This window comes from Thermococcus marinus (assembly GCF_055389025.1).
Genome location: NZ_AP042417.1, coordinates 242,005 through 257,547 on the forward strand (window position 1 = coordinate 242,005; position 15,543 = coordinate 257,547).

A 15,543-nucleotide genomic window follows, 5' to 3' on the forward strand; every position below is an offset into this window, starting at 1 on the left:
TCAAAAAGATTAAGCACGCCGGCCGTTTTTTGTCACGTGTTCAAAAATCCAGGAGAAAGGGTTAATTAGGAGTATTTGTTCACCAAAAGGCGGAAATAATTAGACGTTTAAGCAAAGGAGGAATGAAAAAATGAACATAAGTGCAAAATTTCCAAATGTTGATATCACCAGGCAGAGGTTCTTACAGCTCATATTCGTGGACATAAACGGCGTCCCAAAGGGCCTGGAAATTCCCATTGAGAGGTACGAAGAGGCCGTTGAGGACGGCATAGCCTTTGACGGCTCTTCCATCCCAGGGTTCCAGGGCATAGAAGACAGCGATCTCATCTTTAAGGCAGACCCCAGCACGTACGCAGAAGTCCCCTGGGAAGGAATAGCAAGGGTCTACGGCTACATCTACAAGGACGGAAAGCCCTACGGAGCAGACCCCAGAGGAGTCCTGAGGAGGACCCTCAAAAGGCTCGAAAAGGAAGGGTTCAAGGCATATATAGGGCCAGAGCCGGAGTTCTACCTCTTCAAGAAGAACGGCACGTGGGAGCTCCACATACCAGACAGTGGAGGGTATTTTGACCTGGTGACGCTCGACAAGGCGAGGGAGCTCAGGAGAGAAATAGCACTCTACATGCCGTCGTTTGGCCTCGTGCCTGAGGCACTCCACCACGAGGTTGGCAAAGCCCAGCACGAGATTGACTTCCGCTACGACGAGGCCCTAAAGACCGCGGACAACCTCGTGAGCTTCAAGTACATCGTCAAGGCCATAGCCGAGATGAGAGGCCTCCACGCGACGTTCATGCCAAAACCCCTCTACGGATTCCCTGGCAACGGGATGCACCTCCACATAAGCCTCTGGAGGAACGGAGAGAACGCCTTCGCAGGGGAAGACGGACTGAGCGAGACTGCAATCCACTTCATAGCCGGAATCCTGAAGCGCGCAAAGGCCCTCGCCGCCGTAACCAACCCAACGGTGAACAGCTACAAGCGCCTCGTTCCCGGTTACGAGGCCCCCGTTTACATCAGCTGGGGCTACAGAAACAGGAGCACCCTCGTGAGGATTCCAGCCTTCCAGAACAGCGGGGCGAGGATAGAGTACAGGTGCCCGGACCCCAGCGCCAACCCATATCTGGCAATAGCCGCGGTTCTGATGGCAGGACTCGACGGAATAAAGAGAAAGCTCGAACCCGATGCATACGTCGAGGGCAACGTCTACAACATGACCGAGGAAGAAAGAAACAGGCGGGGAATCGAAACCCTGCCCGGAAGCCTTGGAGAGGCACTCGAAGAACTCAAAAAGGACAGGATTGTGAGAGACGCCCTTGGCGAGGCGTACAGAAACTTCATCGCCTACAAAGAGAACGAATGGAGCGAATACGTGACCTACCTTGAGAGTGAAGGACTGCCGGTTAAGACGAAAAAAGTGACGGAGTGGGAGCTTGAGAGGTACTTCTACATTTGAGTCCCTCAGCCCTTCTCCTCTTTGATGTGAACCAGCACAGAGGCCCCGATTATGAGGGCCCCACCAAGCACCTGGGACAGCGTAAGCTTTTCCCCGAAGAGAATGTATGCGAGGAGTATTGCGACAACGGGCTCTATAGTTGCGACTATACTTGCCCTGCTGACCTCCACTTCCTTCAGAGCGTGGTTGTAGAGGACGTAGCCGAGGAACGTCGGGAAGAGTGCCAGTGCGAAGAGGTAGGGGACCGCACCGGTCGGAACGCTAAAGTCAGAGAACGGGATGAGGAAGAAGAACCCAAAAAGCAGGGTGTAGAAGAGGGCCTTCTCGGGCTCTTCTTTTCTCACGGCGAGCTTTGCAAGAACCCCATAGAGGGCGTAGGTCAGCCCGGTAAGGAGGCCGAATACAAGCGCCCTGGCGGAAAATTCAGCCCCAGAACCGTTGACGAGGACAACTCCAACCATCACCATGACCAGCGCAACGAGCTTTTCCCTGCTCATCGGCTCCCCAAAGACCAGCCGTCCCAGGACTATCGAGTACACCGGCGCGGTGTAGAGGAGCAGGACAGCAAAGGAGACCGAGGAGATAGTTACAGTGTAGAAATAGAGCGTGTAGAAGAGAAATATGCTGAAGAACCCGTAAAGGGCATAGAACTTCAGCCTTCCCTTCTCAATGGAGAGCCCGATACCCCTGAGCTTAAGGTACATGCCCAGGAGTATCAGGGCAAAAAGGACGCGGTAAAATACCATAGTGAACGGGCTGAGGCCAAAGCCGTCGAGGTACTTGGCGAAGATACCGAGAGTCCCCCACATAGACGCAGCGAGAAAAACGAGAATGTAGCCCCTCTTCATGCGCTCACCTCAGAACTCTGGCCCGATGGGGAGTCTCCTCTTGTGCTCGCTCTTCTTCACGAGGCCTTCGACGTATTCTACCCTCTCAACTGGAACGCCAAGCTCCCTCGCTATTTCCCCCTTCTCCATCTTCAAGTCAACTAGACGCCACAGGATTTCATCAAGGAGGCGGTAGCTTATTCCCAGCTCGTCCTCGTCGGTCTGCCCCTCCCAGAGGCCGGCAGAGGGCTTCTTCTGGATTATCCCCTCAGGAACTCCCAGACGCTTTGCTATCTCCCAGACCTCTGTCTTGTAGAGATTTATGAGCGGAGCGTAGTCGCTCGCCCCGTCGCCCCACTTGGTGAAATAGCCGGTCAGAAACTCACTCCGGTTGGAGGTACCCAGGACGAGGTAGTTCCTGGCGTTGGCGTGGGCATAGAGGAGAACCATCCTCGTCCTTGACATTACGTTCCCCCTGCTCAGGGTGTCAAGCCCCCCAACGGCCTTCTCGAACTCATCTACGATGGGCTTTATGTTTATCAGCTCGTATTCGATTCCCAGGCTCTCACAGACGAGTTTCGCGTCATCAACATCACGATTTTTGTAGTAGGGCATGATAAGACCCATAACCCTATCCTTCCCAAGGGCCCTAACGGCGAGGTACGCGACGGTCGCGCTGTCTATGCCCCCGCTGATTCCAACCACAACTCCATTCGCCCCAGCATCGCCCACTTTCTCTTTTATGAAGTCCATGGTGGTTTTTATAGCGACATCATAGTTTAGAGCCCTCATTTTTCTCCCCCCTCTTCTTTGCCGTTGCCTTCTCTTTGAGGGACTCCATGAAGCTTAGGTACCCCCTAAAGGCGATAACGCTTCCCACGATCATGATGAAAAACGCCAGGAAGCCGAGATAAGAATACGGGTACTCCACCCACTTTACAGCATACGAATAGCTGACCTCCCCGTTCTCGACCAGAACAGACGGGGGCGAAGAAAGTTCCAACCTCTCGCTGCTCCCAGACAGGGTGTAGGTGTTTTCCACACCATCGGCGATTACCCTGACCGAAGCGTTGTCCGAGGAAATCTCAAGGCTTATACTCACAACTTCCCCAGACACCTCAATCTCGTCACCAATGGAGTGAGTTCCGGGCCCCCAAACGCCAGTTCGAACGTCTTCTCTGAGCACGTTATAAGAGGCGGCAAGGGACATCAGAAAAGCCAGCAACAGCAGTATCAGGCCAGTTCTGATTGGGGGATACGTAATACCTTCTCTGAAGCTACTCATCAGGTACCACCTTCAACAACGAGAGACAGAGAATTAAAATAAAAAAGTTGTGTGGGCTCAGTACTTCCCGACAAGATGGCACTCCGCCCAGTGGTTGTGCTCGTACTCGATGAGCTGCGGGTGTTTGGTGTCGCAGAGACCCTTCTGGGCGTAGATACACCTCGGGTGGAAGCGGCATCCAGGCGGTATGTCCACGGCGTTGGGGACTTCACCCTTGATCGGGAGCTCCTTGATGATGTTCCTGCGCTCGGGCTTCGGCTCTGGAACCGCGGCCAGGAGTGCCCTCGTGTACGGGTGGAGCGGGTTGTCAATGACGACTTTCGCTGGGCCCATCTCGACAATCCTTCCAAGGTACATGACTGCCATCCAGTCGGCGAAGTACCTTGCAGTGGACATATCGTGGGTGATGTAGAGGTAAGTAACTCCCATCTTCTCCTTGAGCTCCTTCATCAGCTCGAGGACTTCCGCACGGATTGAAACGTCAAGCATCGAGACCGGCTCGTCGGCAACGATGAAAGTCGGGTTAAGGATGAGGGCCCTTGCTATTGCCACACGCTGCCTCTGTCCACCCGAGAGCATGTGGGGGTTCCTGCCCACGTACTCCTCGGGAGGGGTAATTTTAACCATCTCAAGGGCCTTGTAAATGAGTTCCTCCCTCTCAGCCCTCGTTTCACCGATTCCGTGGATCAGCAGGGGCTCCTCAAGCACGTCGTATATCTTGAACCTGGGGTTCATTGAAGAGAACGGGTCCTGGAATATCATCTGAACTTTCCTTCTGTATGCGAGGAGTTCTTCCTTTGTCCTAATCTCAGTGACATCCTGACCCTCCAGGTATATTTTACCCTCCGTGGGCTCAAGGAGCTTCACTATGAGCTTTCCAGTGGTGGACTTTCCACAGCCGCTCTCACCGACGAGGGCAAAGACCTGTTGCTTGCCTATCTCAAAGCTTACCCCATCAACGGCGTGGACGAAGCGCTGGGGCTCACCGCGAAGGCTGGCAAGGAAGCCCCTCTTGATTGGGAAGTACTTCTTAAGGTTTTCAACTTTAAGTACCGGCTCGGCCATGTCTCACACCTCACAGCAACCAGCATGCAGCGTAGTGGTCTTTATCAACTTCCTTCATCTCGGGAACCTGCTCCTTACAAACCTGCATTGCATACGGGCACCTCGGGTGGAAGCGGCATCCCTTCGGCGGGTTGAGGAGGTTGGGCGGCTGTCCCGGAATGAATTCGAGCTTTTCGACGTCTTCGTGGAGCCTTGGAATGGCGGCAAGGAGCTTCTGGGTGTACGGGTGGGCAGGCTCGTAGTAAATCTTCTCGCTGTCTCCAATCTCCACGATTTTGCCCGCGTACATGATGGCAACGCGGTCGCTAATCTCAGCGAGGATGCTGAGGTCGTGGGTAATGAATATCATCGAGAGGCCGAGCTCCTTCTTCAGCCTCTTCATGAGGTTGATAATCTGGGCCTGGACAACGACGTCAAGGGCCGTGGTCGGCTCGTCGGCTATGACGACGCTCGGCTCCATGAGCAACGCGGTTGCAATGATAACACGCTGCTTCATACCACCTGAGAGCTCGTGAGGGTAGCGGTAGACGATCTCGGGGTCGAGACCAACGAGCTCAAGGTATTTCTGGGCCCTGTCGAGCGCCTCTTCCTTGCTCATTCCCTTGTGGTAGATCAGGGGCTCTATCATCTGGTAGCCGACGGTGTAAACGGGGTTAAGAGCGTTCATAGCACCCTGAAAGATCATGGATATCTTCTGCCAGCGTATCTCCTTCCTGAGCACACTCTCGGGGAGGCCGACTATCTCCCTGCCGTCGATTTTGATGCTGCCGTCCACAATCTTTCCAGGCGGCGTGGGCATGCCCATTAAAGTAAAACCAAGGGAGGACTTGCCGCATCCGCTCTCTCCGGCAAGTCCAAGGACTTCACCCTTCTTTATGTCAAAGCTTATGTCGTCAACTGCCCTCACTACACCCCTGTTGGTGAAGTAGTACATCTTAAGGTTGCGAACTTCGAGGACGGGTTTTGCCATTTTTACCACCTCACAGCCTCCTCAATCTCGGGTTGAGCACTCTGTCGAGGGCGGTACCTATGAGCACGAACGTCAGTCCGACGAGGGCGATTGCAAGTCCGGGCGGGATAACCCACCACCAGTAACCGTTCACTGCCGCACCGGCCGTCTGTGCATCGTGGAGTATCTGCCCCCACGTAACCGCGGTCGGGTCACCGAGACCCAGGTAGCTCAGTGAAGCCTCTGAAAGCACGGCACCGGGAACGCTGAGTGCCATCTGGGCAAAGGCATACGGAAGGAGCTGTGGAACCATGTGCTTGAAGATTATCCTACCTGTACCGGCACCCAGAACCTTGGCAGCTTCAACGTAAGTCTGCTCCTTAATCTGGAGCGCCATACTTCTGGCAACCCTCGCTATACCGACCCATCCGAATATTGCGAGTAGCACGACTATCTGCCAGAGCGCGATGTGGCCTCCAAAGTACGCACCCATGAGGATGAGTATCGGAAGGCTGGGTATTGATGCCATGAACTCCTGGAACCTCATCATAATCTCGTCCTTCCATCCACCGAGGTACGCGCTCGTAACACCGTAGAATATTCCGATAAGGACACTGACAACGGCAACTGAGATACCGATAACGAGGGATACTCTTGAACCCCAGATGATACCTGAAAGCAGGTCCCTTCCCTTGAAGTCTGTTCCGAGCCAGCCGTAGGTTCTACCCGTGAATATAATCCTGGCATCATCAAAGGAAACGGAAGTGCCTTCAGGGACGTTCACGAGTATAGTGAACTTGTAAGTACCCTTCAGGGGCTCGGGGTGCTCGAGGATGTTCTCGTTGAACTTTCCGAAGATTACTTTGGTGGCGTCCATAAGGGTTCTGTACTGGAACTCCTGAAGCGGGTCAATTTGTATGCCCTCGCTCTTAATCCAGTTGATGAGGTTGGCCCTAACCTGCGGGTGGGTACCGAGCTGGAGGACAATCTTTCCTGAGAACTTGTAGTTCTCTATTAAAGTAACCTCTCTGCCGTCGGGCCTTTCAACCATGACCGTTATTGAGGGCTTGCCTCCGTCGGCATTACCGACGAGATCTTTTATAACTATGTCCTGGGGCGGAACATCGTACTCGTTGTTGTAGGTAACTTCTATGCGGTAGCCGGAGTCGGTCTCCGTTATGAGCTTCTGGAGGGCCTCACCCTCGATTATCAAATGGGCGGCCTTCTTTTCGCCGGAAAATGCGTTTACCCAGACTGGGGGCACGTTCTTAGGGTTGTCAAGCCAGAACTCCTGCCATTTATCAGGGATGTCAGGTGACGTCAACACCGGGGCAGCGACTGCAGTAAAGATGAACAGGATTAACAACCCTATACCCAGTAAACCGGACTTCTGCCTTTTGAAGTCACTCCAAAACTCTGAAAGGGACTGTTTAAAGTCAACCCAACGCATGGCCCGTCACCTCACATGTGTTCAGATGCACCAACCTTAACTCTCGGGTCAAGGAATCCATATGCAAGGTCCGCGATGATAACACCCGCGAGGTAAAGCAGCACGTTTACGAATGTCAGACCCATGATGAGGTTCGTCTCGTTGGTCTCAATTGCAATCCAGTAAACCCTACCCATTCCAGGCCACGTAAAGACGCTCTCGGTGATTATAGCACCGCCAAGGGAACCGAGGAGGCTGAAGATGATCATCGTAACAACCGGGGGAGCTGCTGCCCTAAGGGCGTGGCCGTATATAACCTTCCTCTCGGGGATACCCTTTGCCCTTGCAGCCATAATGAAGTCTTCCTGCATCGTACCGATCATGATGTTCCTAATAACCCACGCCCAAGCTCCGAAGGAGACGATAACTATTGTCAACACCGGAAGGGTCATACGCTTGAGGATGTCGGCTATGTGAGCCCACCCGGTGAGGTTCGGGTCAGGGATTGCCCTAGACGGGAACCATCCAAGCTTGAACGAAAACACGAGCAGCATTATCATCCCGAACCACCACATCGGGATGCTGCTCATTATCAGGGCTATGATTGAAAGTGCCCTGTCGAAGAGACTGCCGACCATCTGGGCGGCCTTTACACCGAGGAGGATACCCAAAACTATGATTATTATCTGCGCGGTCGTGAAGAGCTGGATTGTGCGGGGAATTGCAGTCTTAAGGATGGCCACGACGTCCTTTTCGGAACCAAACACAGGGTTCTTGGTCTTTCCGAAGTCGAATGTCAGCGTGCGCTTAAAGTAGTACTGAACCCTCCACCAGTAGGGCTTGTCAAGGTGGTACATGGATCTATAGTATTCAAGTCTCTGTGCCCTCCAGGCGTCGGGGTCCTCGGGGGTCTGCCCCTTTTGCTGGAGGGCCTGGAACTCAGCATTCACTCGCTGTATTATTGTCTCCTGGAGGTCCTTTTCCGCCACTTTAACGAAAAGGGCGGACATCACTAATGTAACTATAGTCAGCACTATAAGAGCATTCAGTATTCTAATGACCAGATATTTTCCAAATCCCATAAAATTCCCTCCTTCACTGTTCTGTACTGCTAGGTTCAATTTTGAGCATTGTCTTTTTCTTGTCTGTAAAACTTTATTTAAATACTTTACGCATACGACCATAAGCCCAAGCAAAAGAGCGAATCGAAGAATGTCAAAATACGTACCCCAACAAAAGTTGAAGAAGGGAAAGAGAGGAATCACTTCCTTCTTCTGAGGAGCAGCGGGACCACTGCAAGCCCAACAAGGGCCGCAGGTCCGCAGATTCCTCCTCCCTCTTCGGTAGTCTTCTGGGTCTCAGTTGGCTCAGTGGTCTCCTGCTGAGTTCCGGTCTGTTCAGTTCCAGTCTGTTCGGTGGTTCCAGTCTCCTTGCCAGTTCCAGTTTCTTCCGAGGTCTCGGCTGGCTTGGTCTGCTCAACGTTAGCAGGCTTGGCGCTCCTGAGTGCCCACCTAGAAGCCAGACCGGCAACCGGGTCAACGACGTCGATCTTAACCCTCTTGTTCACGGCGTAGAACTCCCAGTTCTCGTAGGTGAAGACCCTGAAGCTCTCGTAGATACCAATGGCGGTACCGAGCCTGTTGAAGTCCCAGTACTTGTCCTCGCTGTCCATCTTAACGCCCTTGTTCTCACCCGCGTAGATTACCAGAGCAAAGTCGTCGGCAGTCCAGTCAAGGAGCGGCTGGATCTTGTCCACGGTGTTGTAGTAGTCAAGACCAAGCTTGCTGAGGCCCTTGGCGATGTCCCCGTCACCGAGGTACTTGAGGACTTCCTCAAGGGTGGCCCTCTCGGTGTTCTCCGGGCTCCACTTCCAGCCAACAAGGCCTGGAGCATACCAGATGCTAGAATAGTACTGGATAATCCTAGATGGCGAGAACTTAACGTTGCTCGAGGAGACCCAGCCCTCGGTGTAGAAGTTCCACTGGTATGAGCTCGGGTCACTGGTGTAGACCATACCGCTCGCGGTCCTCCTGTCAACAATCTGGGCCTCCGCATCGAAGCCAGCATCCTTGAGAACGCTCACGAGGTACTGGGCAACGTCCTTCCTCTCGTCCTCGGAACGGCCGATACCGACAATCTTAACCGGCTCGCCCTCGAAGTACCACTTGCCGTCAACCTTCTTGAGCTCGTAGCCCATCTTGGCAAGCTCCTGGGCGGCCTCCTGCATGCCCTCCTCAATCAGCTGGAGGGCAAACGTCTCGTCCGGCTGCTCTGAGAGCTCAAACGCATCAACGACCGGCTTGATGTACTCGTAACCAGTCTCGGTTGATGTCCACGGAGTGTACATGGCACCGGCGCTACCCTGGAAGATGTTCTGAGCGATGTGGGCCCTGCTTATCAGGTACTCAAGGGCAAACCTGACCTTCCTAACGGCGAACGGGTTGAAGTACTTCTTGTCACCAGCGGTAATCAGATACGGGTTGTCCGGGTCGTGAACCGGGTTGAAGACGAAGTCACCGAAGGCGGCAGTGCTCTTGTAAAGGTCAATCGCGTTCTTCTGCTCCTGACTTAGGCCTGTGAACCTGTAGGCCGGGAACGGGTACCAGAGGACGTCGTAAGTGCCCTTGGCGACCTCAAGGATTGCGGTGTCCTGGTTCTGGAGACCATAGACCTCAATGGTCTCGAAGTATGGCTCGGCCCTGTACTTGCCCTCGGCGAAGGCCGGAACCGTCCACTTGTCGAACTTCTTGAGCCTGACGAAGAGGTTCTCGGGCTGGTACTCATCAATGTAGTACGGACCATTGCCGATGACGGCATGGTGGTGCTCGTCAATGAACTTGGCTATGGAGTCGTAAGCAGCAATGGCCTCGTTCTCGTTCTCGATGTAGGGCTTGAGGAACTCCGGAATCGGCTTGGAGTTCTTGAGCTCGAGGAGCTCCTCCTTTATGGCCTGGGCGTGCTTCGGGTTGATCTGGTCGAGCTGCTCAATCTCCTCGGTGGACTCACTCCAGGAGTACTTCTCGTTGTGGGCAACGAGCTCGCTCATTGCGTACCAGAGCTGCCAGGGAGTGCCAGTGAACGGGACAACGTAGGCAGCCGTCATTATCTCGCTCGGCGGGAAGTAGTAGTTGTGGTAGACTTCAAAGACCATCCTGTCGTCGGTCTGCTCAACGAACTTGATACCGAGGATTGTTGCCATGGAGTCACCGCTCCAGTCGGCCTCGCTGGCGTCGTAATACGGGTCGTCATCACCGTCCTGGTGGATCCACTCCCAGCTCCAGGCAAGGCTATACATGACGTCAGCGGCGCTGACCTTGTGGCCATCGTGGAAGTAGGGCCTGTCACACTCAATCTTGGCATAGGTCTTGGCAGTCTCGCCGGCGTGAGCGGCGACCCAGGTGTCGGTTGTCGAGTTGAATATCACAGCGTCCTCAGGGACGGTTACATCCTTCTTGTATTCGACCACACGGCAGTGGTAGGGGACGGGAAGACCCTCAACGCCGTAGGGGAATCCACTGTCAAAAACCAGGTCAGCAATTCTCCTTGAGTAAGTGTCACTGTAACCGCTGGAGCTCGGGTTCCAGACACCCATGAAGAGGGCACCGGTTGAAGAGTAGATGACGGTCTTGAGGACCTTGTCGCCCTCTGCGGCAGCTACTGGCCTGGCCACTGGGGTCGCTATCAAACTAAACAACAACAAAACTGCAGCAATCATGCCCCAGGTTTTCTTCATATTCATTTATTCGGCCTCCTTTTCCACTTTTTAGCAGTGTTGCCATATATAGGGTATAATGGCATGAAGCTATACATTCGAGTAATATTTAAGGGTTACGTTAGTGTACAAACCACCAGAACAGATCTGTCGGAAAAAAGACTCGATCATGGACAGAAAAGCATTAAGGGTTCAAAAGAGACAATGCGACATGAACGTGGCTTTGGAATCATGTAAAAGTTAGAATTCACCCACAATTCTGAAAAAATCTTGAGACACGCTTGGGGAAACCCGAAAAAAGCATTTCCTCTCAATTTCATAATGCAAAAATCTTAAAACCCCCTCCAAAAAACCCATGTGCGGGCTTTAATGCACGAGCTCGTATTAAAAGGAAAGTTCGTTCTCAGGGGAAGAATCGTCGAGGGCAGTATAGCGGTTGATGACGGAAAAATATCGCAGATAGCAACCCGGACTCTAACCGGAGAAAAGGAGCTGGATTTGTCGCGGTATCTAATTCTCCCGGGCCTGATAGACACCCACGTTCACCTCAGGGACTTCGAAGAGGAAAAGAAGGAAACAGTCGAGAGCGGGACAAAGGCGGCCCTTCACGGGGGAATCACCGCGGTCTTTGACATGCCCAACACAAAGCCGCCGGTGATGGACTCAAAAACGTTCAAAAAACGCCTTGAGCTGTTCCAGAAAAAAGCTTATGCCGACTACGCAGTCGGGTTTCTAATGAAGAACAACTGCAAAGAGGCGATAACCGCGGGAGCCGACTTTTACAAGGCCTTCATGGGCGCATCAACCGGTGGGATATACTCGGAAAACTTTGAGGACGACTACGCCTGTGCACCGGGAGTTTTGAGCGTCCACGCTGAGGATGCCGAACTAATCAGAGAAATGCCGGAGAGGCCACCGGAAGTGGAAGAAAAGGCGATACATAAAGCCCTCGAAAGCGCCGGGAGGCTCAAGAAGCCCCTGAACATATGCCACGTCTCAACGAAAGGTGGGCTGGAGGCAATACTGGATAAAAACCTTCCGTGGGTCAGCTTTGAAGTTACTCCACACCACCTATTTCTCACAAGAAAAGGCTACGAGAGAAACCCTCTCCTAAAGGTCTACCCGCCACTGAGGACGAAAGACCACGTTGAAGCGCTCTGGAGAAACTTCTCAAAAATTCCGATAATAGCGAGTGACCACGCACCCCACACGCCGGAGGGCAAGGAAGCAGGAGCGGCCGGGATTCCCGGGCTTGAGACCGAAGTGGCGCTGCTCCTCGACGCCGTGAACAGGGGAGTAATCAGCGTTTTTGACATCGTTGAGAAGATGCACGAGAACCCCATCAAGGTCTTCGGGATTAGGGAAAGGGACTTTGCAGCCGGAAACGATGCAACTTTCACGGTGATTGACCTGAAGAGGGAGTGGAGGGTTAGACCCGAGGAGTTCTACACGAAGGCCAAATGGAGCCCCTGGGAGGGCAGAAAGCTGAGGGGAAAGGTCGTGATGACGGTTCTCCATGGAGAAGTCGTTATGGAGGACGATGAAATTATTGGAAAGCCAAAGGGGGTTCGCCTAAATGTACAGGGTAGTTGAGCTTAAGGAGACCTGGGAAGTCGCGAGGGACGTCCGGGCGTTCAGGCTCTCAGGGGAGTTTGACTTTACGCCCGGGCAGTTCGTCATGGTCTGGCTCCCCGGCGCCGGGGAAAAGCCCTTCAGCCTGGCGTGGAGGGACATGCTCGTTGTCAAGCGCGTCGGGCCGTTCACGTCGAGGCTCTTCGGCCTGGAGGAAGGGGACAGGCTGTGGATTCGCGGGCCCTATGGAAGGGGCTTCGAACTCAGGGGGGACAGACCTGCACTCGTGGCGGGAGGTATAGGAATTCCGCCGCTCTACGCCCTCGCACGACAGTATAAAGGCATATTCAAAGAGGTAACGCTCATCTACGGCGCCCGCTCAAAGGACGAGCTTGCACTGATGGATATCGAGAACTACGTGGACGAAGTGATTATCACGACCGACGACGGCTCGGCAGGGGTTAAGGGCTTCCCAACGGACGTTTTGGCCGAAAGGAAGGACGACTTTGACCAGGTCTATGCCTGCGGCCCGGAGCCCATGCTGAGGGCAGTCCTGCGGGTCATGGACTACCGGAACGTCCAGGTCTCGGCCGAGCGCTACATGAAATGCGGCATAGGCGTCTGCGGCTCCTGCAACCTCGGAAAATACCTCGTGTGCAGGGACGGCCCGGTCTTTGACGGCCTTCAACTGAGGGGACTTCTCTGACCAATCACCTTTTTAAGGCCCTTTTTTCCGCTCCCACCGGTGAGAGAATGAAGTACAGCTGGGAGGAGTTCGCGAGAAAGATGGGCGTCGAGCCCCAGATTTTGGAGAACAAAGAGGCGAGGCTGTTAAAGGAGTTTGTCATGGATCTTAAGTTCCCAACCCACTGCCAGGGGTGTCAGGGCCTTGATTTGAGCAACCCAAACCCGGTTCACCACCCGAGCTACGAGTTAACCCCCGCGTGCAACCACGACTGCATATTCTGCTACTCCAACGTTGCGGTGAAGCTCGGAAAGGTTCCAAAACCCGGCTACTACGGCTGGGAGAACCCAAAGGCAATCACCGTTTCGCAGTACGGCGAGCCCCTGCTGAGCAAGCGAATAGTAGAGGTCAACAGAATGCTCCGCGAGAGGTTTCCGGAGGCGAGGCTCGACCTCCAGACGAACGGCTCGCTTTTGACTGAGGAGCTGTGGGAGAAGCTCGACTTCGATATCGTCATGATAAGCCTCGACGCGGCCACTCGTGAGAAACACCTGAAGATAACCAACGCCGACACCTTCGACGCCGTGGTGAACGCTCTCAGAATAGTCGGCGCCGACAAGAGCGTCCGCTCCGTCGTCAGGACGATATTCATGCCCGGCATCAACGACGAGGATATACCGAAGATAGCAGAGCTTGCCGCTTCCCTCGGAATAGACGAGATGATGCTCCAGCCGCTGACAATCCACGAGCTCAACGTGGAGAGGCTTAAGAAGGCCGGACTGGACTTTGAAAGGGCCGGGAGCGTTAGGGAGCTCCTCAAGACAGTGATGGAGGCAAAGAAATACATAGACGTCAGGATAAGCGGCTGCCTCCTGGCACAGCTCAAGAGAATGGACTCACTCACGCTCTTCAGCGTCAAGAGGGTCGCGCGGGAGGTTGCACCCATTGTAAAAAGGAAGAGGGAAGAACTCTAACTTTCCTATTTCTCAGAAAAGGGCTAAAACCTGAAACGCGTAGTAAATACAGTGATAACGTTGCTGGCCAAGGTTATGGCTATTCTTCTCCTGCTGGCATTTTTCTTCATGAACTTAGCTTTAATGATGGCCAGACTCATGAGCAAGCTGGCTGGAATAACGCTAAGGAGAACCTTCCGCATTGACGTTCCAGGGAACCAGAAGAAAACCCTTGAAAGGCTGTTCACACTGATTTGTATCATAGTTGGCATCTACGGGGTCTGGAAAGTCCGCTGGGACTACTTGGCCATGCTCTTTGCTTTTCTGGCTTTCAGAAGCGGCGCGAATGTCTCCAGAACTCTCGTCTATAGCATCCACGACGGCAGGATTATTGAAAGATACACCAGTGATGACAGGGTCTTCGGAATACTAGAGAAAGCAGTTAAGGTAAGCCTGCTTCTAGAAGGTATGTTCATTGTTGCCTTCGCGCTGGCTTACAAGGCCCTTTCCCTGACAACCACTTCAACAGGAACATCAACGACGCTCTTCGTGATGGCCCTCTGGTTAGCAGGCTTCGTTTTCGGGGCCATCTTCGGCTGGTTTATGGCGAGGAACAACGATGGCATTCTCCTCGAAGACCAGATAACGGTGGTTCTGCTCTTTGCGGGGAAGAAGGGTAAGGAGAAAACTATTGAGCCGGTTCTCAAAACCCTCAAGGGCTTCGAAAGGTACAGGAGGTAGCCTTATAAAACGCGCCTCCCTTCTTTTCGCCATGCTCAAGTGCTCACTCTGCGTCCACGATGAAAGGACAGCCAAAATAGACATCATCGACGGGAAGCCAATATGCAGGGAGTGCCAGGTCTATCTCAAGCACCCGATTGAGGGGGAGAAAATCAGGAAAGAGCTCGAGGAGCTAATGAAGGACGTTGATAGGGCCGTAGTCGCATACTCCGGAGGAAAGGACAGTGTTGTGTCGCTCTATCTCGCAAAGGAAGTCTACAAGGTGCCGGAGCTTGAAGCAGTCATGATAGACCACGGGCTCATGGCGGAGGAAGCGATAGAGAACGCAAAAAGGATAGCTGAGTACCTGAGAGTTCCGTTCAAGGTTCTTCGCTATGACTACTCGGACATCTTTAGAGAGGCCCTGCTAAATGGTGAATCCCCCTGCAGGCGCTGTTCCAAGAGGACTATGGAAAAGCTCAGGAAGTACGCCCTCAAAAACGGCTACCGCTACATCATCACCGGCCACGAGCTGCCGTTCGGCCACCACCCCTACAGGCTCATGAGTGGGGGGGTGATTCAGATAAGGCTCCTCTCAATGATGACCGAGGAGGAGCGCTTTGAAATACTGAAAGAGCTCCCCTTTGAGTTCCCAGAGCTGCCGGGTTACACGACCAACTGCCTCGTCCTCGGCCCGGCGTTGGAGCGCTACTGGGAAAAGCACGGCCATTCTTTTGAGCACAGAAGGATAGCTGCTTTAGTCCGCTACGGGCTGATGAGCAGGGAGAGAGCCGAGGAAGAGCTGAAAAAGCCCAAGGTGCCAGAGGAGCAGTGGAGGGTTGTGCTTGAAAAACTGGGAATAACGGAAGACGCGCTGGATTAAAGAAAGCGGA

Annotated in this window: 14 protein-coding genes; 6 read left to right on the forward strand and 8 right to left on the reverse strand. The window is 53.6% G+C overall.

Annotated elements, in window-relative coordinates; translation table 11 throughout:
* Positions 1-130: 130 nt before the first annotated feature.
* A complete protein-coding gene (glnA, locus tag ACZ5ER_RS01310) occupies positions 131-1,453 on the forward strand; it encodes a type I glutamate--ammonia ligase (RefSeq protein ID WP_464934632.1) in 1,323 nt (440 codons plus the stop codon).
* 5 nt (positions 1,454-1,458) lie between these two features.
* Here glnA and ACZ5ER_RS01315 read toward each other — a convergent pair whose 3' ends face one another.
* From ACZ5ER_RS01315 to ACZ5ER_RS01350, 8 genes are all read right to left on the reverse strand, one after another.
* Entirely contained in the window at positions 1,459-2,301 is an 843-nt protein-coding gene (locus ACZ5ER_RS01315) for an EamA family transporter (protein WP_050002413.1), read from the reverse strand.
* A 9-nt stretch (positions 2,302-2,310) separates the two neighbouring features.
* A complete protein-coding gene (locus ACZ5ER_RS01320) occupies positions 2,311-3,072 on the reverse strand; it encodes an NAD+ synthase (protein WP_464934633.1) in 762 nt (253 codons plus the stop codon).
* Positions 3,053-3,565 (reverse strand): hypothetical protein, encoded by a 513-nt coding sequence (locus ACZ5ER_RS01325; RefSeq protein ID WP_050002411.1) that lies wholly within the window; start codon positions 3,563-3,565, stop codon positions 3,053-3,055. Before ACZ5ER_RS01325 ends, ACZ5ER_RS01320 begins: the two co-directional genes overlap by 20 nt.
* A gap of 57 nt (positions 3,566-3,622) precedes the next feature.
* Positions 3,623-4,630, reverse strand: coding sequence for an ABC transporter ATP-binding protein (locus ACZ5ER_RS01330; RefSeq protein WP_050002410.1), 1,008 nt, complete (start codon positions 4,628-4,630; stop codon positions 3,623-3,625).
* Between the two features lie 10 nt (positions 4,631-4,640).
* Positions 4,641-5,600, reverse strand: a complete 960-nt coding sequence (locus tag ACZ5ER_RS01335; RefSeq protein WP_050002409.1) for an ABC transporter ATP-binding protein — start codon at positions 5,598-5,600, stop codon at positions 4,641-4,643.
* A gap of 10 nt (positions 5,601-5,610) precedes the next feature.
* Complete coding sequence (locus tag ACZ5ER_RS01340) at positions 5,611-7,029, reverse strand: ABC transporter permease (protein ID WP_050002408.1); 1,419 nt, start codon at positions 7,027-7,029, stop codon at positions 5,611-5,613.
* Positions 7,030-7,040: 11 nt separating this feature from the next.
* Positions 7,041-8,090: an ABC transporter permease gene (locus ACZ5ER_RS01345; protein WP_050002407.1), complete on the reverse strand. Its 1,050-nt coding sequence runs from the start codon at positions 8,088-8,090 to the stop codon at positions 7,041-7,043.
* 179 nt (positions 8,091-8,269) lie between these two features.
* Positions 8,270-10,741 carry an ABC transporter substrate-binding protein gene (locus ACZ5ER_RS01350; RefSeq protein ID WP_464935045.1) on the reverse strand — a complete coding sequence of 824 codons (2,472 nt, stop codon included), beginning with the start codon at positions 10,739-10,741 and terminating at the stop codon, positions 8,270-8,272.
* Positions 10,742-11,089: 348 nt separating this feature from the next.
* Between ACZ5ER_RS01350 and ACZ5ER_RS01355 the strand changes: the two genes are divergently transcribed.
* From ACZ5ER_RS01355 to ACZ5ER_RS01375, 5 genes are read left to right on the forward strand one after another with little or no spacing between them, the layout of a single operon-like run.
* Entirely contained in the window at positions 11,090-12,313 is a 1,224-nt protein-coding gene (locus tag ACZ5ER_RS01355) for a dihydroorotase (protein WP_464935046.1), read from the forward strand.
* Entirely contained in the window at positions 12,297-12,998 is a 702-nt protein-coding gene (locus ACZ5ER_RS01360; protein WP_050002405.1) for a dihydroorotate dehydrogenase electron transfer subunit, read from the forward strand. Before ACZ5ER_RS01355 ends, ACZ5ER_RS01360 begins: the two co-directional genes overlap by 17 nt.
* Before the next feature lie 47 nt (positions 12,999-13,045).
* Positions 13,046-13,951 (forward strand): radical SAM protein, encoded by a 906-nt coding sequence (locus ACZ5ER_RS01365; RefSeq protein WP_050002404.1) that lies wholly within the window; start codon positions 13,046-13,048, stop codon positions 13,949-13,951.
* Positions 13,952-14,002: 51 nt separating this feature from the next.
* The gene (locus ACZ5ER_RS01370) at positions 14,003-14,671 is read left to right on the forward strand and encodes a hypothetical protein (protein WP_227738761.1); all 669 of its coding nucleotides are present in this window, start codon (positions 14,003-14,005) and stop codon (positions 14,669-14,671) included.
* Between the two features lie 31 nt (positions 14,672-14,702).
* The gene (locus ACZ5ER_RS01375; protein ID WP_050002402.1) at positions 14,703-15,533 is read left to right on the forward strand and encodes a 7-cyano-7-deazaguanine synthase; all 831 of its coding nucleotides are present in this window, start codon (positions 14,703-14,705) and stop codon (positions 15,531-15,533) included.
* The last annotated feature ends 10 nt before the right edge of the window (positions 15,534-15,543 follow it).

Bases quoted from the DNA above. Each gene is read 5' to 3' on its own strand.
- glnA (WP_464934632.1), top strand. From the start codon at position 131: ATGAACATAAGTGCAAAATTTCCAAATGTTGATATCACCAGGCAGAGG.
- ACZ5ER_RS01375 (WP_050002402.1), top strand. From the start codon at position 14,703: ATGCTCAAGTGCTCACTCTGCGTCCACGATGAAAGGACAGCCAAAATA.
- ACZ5ER_RS01315 (WP_050002413.1), bottom strand. From the start codon at position 2,301: ATGAAGAGGGGCTACATTCTCGTTTTTCTCGCTGCGTCTATGTGGGGG.
- ACZ5ER_RS01350 (WP_464935045.1), bottom strand. From the start codon at position 10,741: ATGAAGAAAACCTGGGGCATGATTGCTGCAGTTTTGTTGTTGTTTAGT.
- ACZ5ER_RS01335 (WP_050002409.1), bottom strand. From the start codon at position 5,600: ATGGCAAAACCCGTCCTCGAAGTTCGCAACCTTAAGATGTACTACTTC.
- ACZ5ER_RS01345 (WP_050002407.1), bottom strand. From the start codon at position 8,090: ATGGGATTTGGAAAATATCTGGTCATTAGAATACTGAATGCTCTTATA.
- ACZ5ER_RS01320 (WP_464934633.1), bottom strand. From the start codon at position 3,072: ATGAGGGCTCTAAACTATGATGTCGCTATAAAAACCACCATGGACTTC.
- ACZ5ER_RS01330 (WP_050002410.1), bottom strand. From the start codon at position 4,630: ATGGCCGAGCCGGTACTTAAAGTTGAAAACCTTAAGAAGTACTTCCCA.
- ACZ5ER_RS01355 (WP_464935046.1), top strand. From the start codon at position 11,090: ATGCACGAGCTCGTATTAAAAGGAAAGTTCGTTCTCAGGGGAAGAATC.
- ACZ5ER_RS01325 (WP_050002411.1), bottom strand. From the start codon at position 3,565: ATGAGTAGCTTCAGAGAAGGTATTACGTATCCCCCAATCAGAACTGGC.
- ACZ5ER_RS01340 (WP_050002408.1), bottom strand. From the start codon at position 7,029: ATGCGTTGGGTTGACTTTAAACAGTCCCTTTCAGAGTTTTGGAGTGAC.
- ACZ5ER_RS01365 (WP_050002404.1), top strand. From the start codon at position 13,046: ATGAAGTACAGCTGGGAGGAGTTCGCGAGAAAGATGGGCGTCGAGCCC.
- ACZ5ER_RS01360 (WP_050002405.1), top strand. From the start codon at position 12,297: ATGTACAGGGTAGTTGAGCTTAAGGAGACCTGGGAAGTCGCGAGGGAC.